Source organism: Streptomyces sp. ActVer (assembly GCF_027270795.1).
Lineage (GTDB): Bacteria > Actinomycetota > Actinomycetes > Streptomycetales > Streptomycetaceae > Streptomyces > Streptomyces umbrinus_A.
In genome coordinates this window covers 1-5875 of the sequence record NZ_JAPWHT010000562.1, presented here as the reverse complement: position 1 = coordinate 5875, position 5875 = coordinate 1, and the positions used below count along the sequence as shown (strand labels likewise).

Here is a 5875-nt window from a genome sequence, read left to right as displayed (position 1 = left end):
CGGAGCGTCGGAGCGCCGGAGCGTTGGAGCGTCGGAGCGGGTAATCGTTTCCATCATGGGTGAGGCGCGGCGGGGCCGCAGGAGTGAAGAGCCTCCCCCGGGCCGCAGACCTGCATATTCGCGACTTCCGCCGTGCCGTGACGCCATTGGTGCCATCGATGGCACCGTAAGTGACTCGCAATGGCACCATTCGTGTGCCATGATGGCATCATTGATGGCGTGCTCCTCGGTCCCGCGGCCGAGGGGGGTGCGTTACGTGGAGTGGGCGATCAGGGGGACAGATCATGGAGACAGTGCAGAGGCAGCAGGCAGCAGGCGGCACCCGGCACCTTCACTGCCTTCGCCCGCTTCGTGCTCTGCGGTGGCGGGGTGGGGGTCGCCTCCAGCCTCGCCGTGACGGGCCTCGCCCGCTGGATACCCTGGGTCCTTGCCAACGCCCTGATCACCGTGGTCTCCACGATCATCGCCACCGAACTGCACGCCCGCTTCACCTTCGGTGGGGGCGGGCGCGCGAACCGGCGCCAGCACGTGCAGTCGGCCGGGTCGGCGGCGGCCGCGTATGCGGTGACCTGCGTGGCGATGCTTGTCCTGCGGCAGTTGGTGGCGGCGCCCGGTGTGGTGCTCGAGCAGGTCGTCTATCTCTCCGCCTCGGCACTCGCTGGCGTCGCGCGGTTCGCGGTGCTGCGCCTCGTGGTCTTCGCGCGGAACCGCTCGTCGGCCGCAACAACAGCCCGTTCCGTGCGCGCGACCGTGGTCCACACCTCGACCCTGGCCGACCCCACGGCGCTCTGCCACGCGGCCTGACCGTTCCCGCAGGCGGCGTGCGGGACGGGCCGGCGGGCGGAAAGGGCCTCGATCATCTGGGGTACGGCTTCTCGTGGCCATCTTCGAGGCGTGTCTGTTTGCTTCCTGTGCCGGACCGCTTCTACGCGGCGAGTCGGGGGCGTTGTGCCGGGTTACCGGCCGAGTGGTGGACGTACTCGCGGACCAGGCGGAAGCCGGCCGTCCAGGCCAGGAGGCGGCTGGCACGGTTGAGGGTGGAACAGTTCCAGCTGGGGGTGTGGCCGCGCGCGGTGATGTCCGCGGTGAGAGCGGTGACGCAGGGCAGGGCAGGGCGAGGCGGTGGCGGCGCTGGTCGGGCGTGGTGAAGACCGCGATGTCCTCGTAGCGGGTGCCGCGGAAGTACGTACAGGCGATGGCCAGCAGCTGGCCGGTTCGGTTCGCGGCCGTCCAGCCGTGGCCGGAGGACGCGAGACCCAGTGGGCCGCCCCAACTGGCGTGGATCCAGGCCGCGTCGGGGCCCAGGGCGATCAGCGCGTCCGTGTCGGCGGGTTCGAGGCGGCGTACGGAAACGCCGTGCGGGACGGTGCAGGGCTGCGGCTCGCTCTGGAGGGTCCACACCATCCTCTCCCATGGTGTGAGGCTGTCGAAGGCCGTGCCGAGGGCCGGGAGGAAGCGGGCGGGGGTCTCGATGCGGCTGTTCGCCAGAGGTGCCAGGTCGTGAGGGCCGAGGGTGTCCGGGGCGCCGCGCAGCAGGACGTGGTCGGCGCATGACACAGCCACTACACGCGGTTGGTCCGCTCGGTCCGCCCACCAGCGGCCGACGCCCGTGGTGAGGACGTGCTCGCCGATGGTGGCGGGGCCCGGGGAGCCGGCGGGGAGCCAGTGGGTGAGGGCGGGCAGTTGGTGGGGTGCGAGCTCGATCATCGATGCCTCGTGGGTCGGTGGAGCGGGATGGGCGGAAGCGGGCGGGGAGGGCGCGGCTCATGTGTGGCCGACTCGTCTCCCCGCCCGCCGGGCCACGCGGATCAGCGCTGGCCGGCCTTGCTGCCGTGGTTCGCCTTCTTCTTCCGGCGGGCCCTCTTCTTGCGGGCTCGCTTCGACATGGACATCAACTCCGTTGCATAGAGGGAGAGTTCAAGCGGTGCGGCCGACGAGGAGGTCGGCCAGCTTGTTGAGACGTTTGACCGTGCGGTCCTCGGTCGCGGCCGGGGCCGGGTCGACGCGCTCGCCGCGGTCGTAGTAGGCGCCGTTGACGATCTCGACGGCCGGGTCGCACAGCCGGACGACGTGGGCGGCGCCCTCTGCGGGGGTGACGCCCTCGTGGGCATAGAGCGACAGGAGCGCGGTGTCGCAGACGCCGGGGTGCACTGAGACCGCGGTGACGCGCGGGTCGGCGGCGAACACCGTCAGGGCCAGCTGTGACTGGGCGTACGCGGCGAGCCGGGAGTAGCGGCGGGCGCGGTTCGGGTCGGCCCAGGAGATGGAGGCGGTGCGGTGCAGGGAGGAGGAGACGTTGACGACCCGGCCGCCCGGGTCGCTGGTCAGTGCCGGTTCCAGCAGGCAGGTCAGCAGGTAGTGGGCGAGGAAGTTGACCTGGAAGGCGATCTCGTTGCCGTCGGCGGTGACGGTGTGCCGCTCGGGCGCTGCCAAGCCGGCGTTGTTGACCAGGACGTCGAGGTGTGGGTGCTCGGCGACGATCCGCGTGGCCATGGCCTCGACCTCGTCGAGGTGCGTGAAGTCGGCGGCGAGGGTGCACAGCCGGTTCGCGTCGATGGCCGCCGTGGCAACGAGCCGGTCGGCGGCGGCGCGGGCTTCCTCGGCGGTGCGGCCGTGCAGGAGCACGGTGGTCCCGCGCTCGGCGAGCTGCCGGGCGGTCTCCAGACCGATACCGGAAGTGGCGCCCGTGACGAGGACGGTACGGGAGGAGGGTGCGGAGTCAGACATGGTCCATCCGGGGATGTGGGCACGCCGCGCACCCCCAGGGCGGGGGTGGAGGTCGTGCGGGTGGGAAAGGGAAAGGGCGCCGGATGGGATCACGGCGCCCAGTGACTGCGGAAGAACGGTCAGCCAGAGGCGGACGCGACCTGTTCCGGGCAGCGCGGCGGACGACGGAGCGGCCGAGCGGGACTCGGCGGCCGGTCGAAGAGGAGCCAGGCGCTGTTCACGTATCCCATCGAAGCCGTCCCGCACGTCCCGGGCAAGCCGGAATCCCGTTCCCTGACGCGGTTCTGACGTGCGAATACGTGCCCTTGACGGACCGGGACGGCCCAGGAAACGGGACGCGGCTCAGCCAAGTCCTGGCACGCCCGAGACCAGCAGGTCGATCAGTTTGATCCCGAGGAAGGGGAGGACGAGCCCGCCGAGGCCGTACAGCATGAGGTTGCGGCGCAGCAGGTCGTGCGCGGACGACGGCGTGTAGCGGACCCCGCGCAGGGCGAGCGGGATCAGGGCGATGATGATCAGCGCGTTGAAGATGATGGCCGAGGTGATGGCCGAGGTCGGGCTGTGCAGGCCCATGACGTTGAGTGACTCCAGGCCCGGGTAGGTCCCCGCGAACATCGCCGGGATGATCGCGAAGTACTTCGCGACGTCGTTGGTGATGGAGAACGTCGTCAACGCGCCCCGGGTGATGAGGAGTTGCTTGCCGATCTGCACGATCTCGATGAGTTTCGTCGGGTTGGAGTCCAGGTCCACCATGTTCCCGGCCTCCTTCGCGGCCGAGGTGCCCGTGTTCATGGCGACGCCGACGTCTGCCTGTGCGAGCGCGGGGGCGTCGTTCGTGCCGTCGCCGGTCATCGCGACGAGCTTGCCGCCCTCCTGTTCCTGCTTGATGAGGGCGAGTTTGTCCTCCGGGGTGGCCTCGGCCAAGTAGTCGTCCACGCCCGCCTCCTCGGCGATGGCGCGGGCGGTGAGCGGGTTGTCTCCGGTGATCATCACGGTTCTGATGCCCATGCGGCGCAGTTCGGCGAAGCGCTCGCGGATGCCGTCCTTCACGACGTCCTTGAGGTGAATCAGGCCCAGGACCCGCGGGCCGTTCCAGTCGTGCACGGCCACCAGCAGGGGAGTGCCGCCATCAGCCGCCATCGAGTCGGCGAAGTGCCGTGCCTCGGGCGGGACCTGGCCGCCGTACATCTGCACCCATTCGACAACCTCATGGGCGGGTCCCTTGCGGATGGCGCACACGGCCCCGTTGTCCCAGCGCAGGTCGACGCCGCTCATCCGGGTCCGGGCGCTGAACTCCACCCAGCGGGCGTGGCTCAACTCGCCCTCACCCGGCGCGCGCAGCCCGTACCGCTGCTTCGCGAGGACGACGACGGAGCGTCCCTCGGGTGTCTCGTCGGCCAGTGAGGACAACTGGGCGGCCTGGGCGAGGTCCCGTTCGTCGATGCCGGGCAGGGGAACGAACGCGGCGGCCTCGCGGTTGCCGAGGGTGATGGTGCCGGTCTTGTCGAGCAGCAGCGTGTTGACGTCACCGGCCGCCTCGACCGCGCGGCCGGACATCGCGAGCACATTGCGCTGCACCAGCCGGTCCATGCCGGCGATGCCGATCGCGGACAGCAGCGCGCCGATCGTCGTCGGGATGAGAGTGACCAGGAGAGCGACGAGGACGGTCGTCGACTGTGCGGCGTCCGCGTACGCGGCCATCGGCTGCAGTGTGACGACGACCAGGAGGAAGACGATGGTCAGCGCGGCCAGCAGGATGTTGAGGGCGATCTCGTTCGGCGTCTTCTGCCGGGACGCGCCCTCCACCAGGGCGATCATCCGGTCCAGGAAGCTGTGCCCGGGGCGGGCGCTGACACGGATCAGGATCCGGTCGGACAGCACGGTCGTGCCGCCGGTGACGCCGCTGCGGTCGCCGCCCGCCTCGCGGATCACGGGCGCCGACTCACCGGTGACAGCGGACTCGTCGACCGCGGCGACGCCGTCGATGACATCGCCGTCCGCCGGGATCAGCTCGCCCGCCTCGACGAGTACGACGTCGAGGGGTTTGAGGTCGGTGGCGGCCACGGCTTCCGTCTCGGCGTGCCGCAGATCGATGCCGTAGCTCCAGTGGCGCAGGCGCAGCGCGACGGTGTCCGTACGCGCCCTGCGCAGCGACTCGGCCTGCGCCTTGCCGCGGCCCTCGGCGACGGCTTCCGCGAGGTTCGCGAAGATCACCGTCAGCCACAGCCAGGAGCTGATGACCCAGGTGAAGACGGCGGGGTGGAGCAGCGCGGAGAGTGTGGTGAGGACGGCTCCGACGGAGACGACGAAGAGTACCGGGTTCTTGACCAGGGCGCGCGGGTGCAGTTTGCGCAGTGCTTCCGGGAGGGACTGCAGCAGTTGCGCGGGTTCGAACAGCCCGCTCGGTGCGCGGCGTTTCGCCCCTCCCTCCGGTCCGGGCCGTGAGGTGTGCTGTGGGCGGGGCGGCGGGGCCTGTGGGGGAGCGGCGGAAAACATGGAGACCTTCATGCCTCGGTGGGAACCGGTCATGCGCGCACCAGGGCACGCCGACGACCGGTTGAGCGGACGGTGCGGGTGGTGGCAGCCGGGCCGTGCGGTGCCGGGGCCCCGGCACCGCACGGCTGCGCACGGGCGTCGGCGACAGGACGACGACAACGCCGACGCGTGCTCGGCCGCCGGAAGGCGTTCTTACAGGAGCAACCGACGGGTGCTGCGGGAGCATCCGACAGGCGCTTCCGGAGTGGAGCCGTCATGCCACTGACGTCTGCGACCCTTCCGGCGGCCGAGTAGGGAACCTAGCCCGCCCCGAGGTCCGAACCGCGCTGTCCGGCAAAGAATTTGCGCCTCTCTGACGGGCGGTCGGACGGTGTCGTCAAGTTCCCGTCAAGGTCATCTGAGAAAGCGTCAGGAGAGCGTCAACGCAGTGTCTCCGTGGCCGAAACCGGTCACAGACTGAGCGGCACGGGGGACACGGGCGACCGTCCGTGGCGTGACGTTGGAGGGCTCGTGACGATCACGGCCGGCACCAAGGGCAGCCTTGAAGTGACGGAAGCTGTCGCGTCGGCACGTCAGGAGGCGGTCGCCCCGCCCGGGACCGGTCCTGCGCCGCGGCCACGAGGGGGGCCACGGCCGGACCGCCCGGTGCGCC

Annotated in this window: 3 protein-coding genes; 1 reads left to right on the top strand and 2 read right to left on the bottom strand. The window is 70.6% G+C overall.

Going from position 1 to position 5875, the window contains the following annotated elements; genetic code table 11:
- Positions 1 to 351: 351 nt before the first annotated feature.
- Positions 352 to 804 carry a hypothetical protein gene (locus O3Q52_RS47445; RefSeq protein ID WP_269654676.1) on the top strand — a complete coding sequence of 151 codons (453 nt, stop codon included), beginning with the start codon at positions 352 to 354 and terminating at the stop codon, positions 802 to 804.
- 1113 nt (positions 805 to 1917) lie between these two features.
- Here O3Q52_RS47445 and O3Q52_RS47435 read toward each other — a convergent pair.
- Both O3Q52_RS47435 and kdpB read right to left on the bottom strand, forming a co-directional pair.
- Complete coding sequence (locus O3Q52_RS47435) at positions 1918 to 2727, bottom strand: SDR family NAD(P)-dependent oxidoreductase (protein ID WP_269654674.1); 810 nt, start codon at positions 2725 to 2727, stop codon at positions 1918 to 1920.
- 342 nt (positions 2728 to 3069) lie between these two features.
- The gene (gene kdpB, locus O3Q52_RS47430) at positions 3070 to 5223 is read right to left on the bottom strand and encodes a potassium-transporting ATPase subunit KdpB (RefSeq protein WP_269654675.1); all 2154 of its coding nucleotides are present in this window, start codon (positions 5221 to 5223) and stop codon (positions 3070 to 3072) included.
- Positions 5224 to 5875 lie beyond the last annotated feature (652 nt).

Excerpts from the sequence above, each read along its gene's own strand:
- O3Q52_RS47435 (WP_269654674.1), bottom strand. The coding sequence starts at position 2,727 with ATGTCTGACTCCGCACCCTCCTCCCGTACCGTCCTCGTCACGGGCGCC.
- kdpB (WP_269654675.1), bottom strand. The coding sequence starts at position 5,223 with ATGTTTTCCGCCGCTCCCCCACAGGCCCCGCCGCCCCGCCCACAGCAC.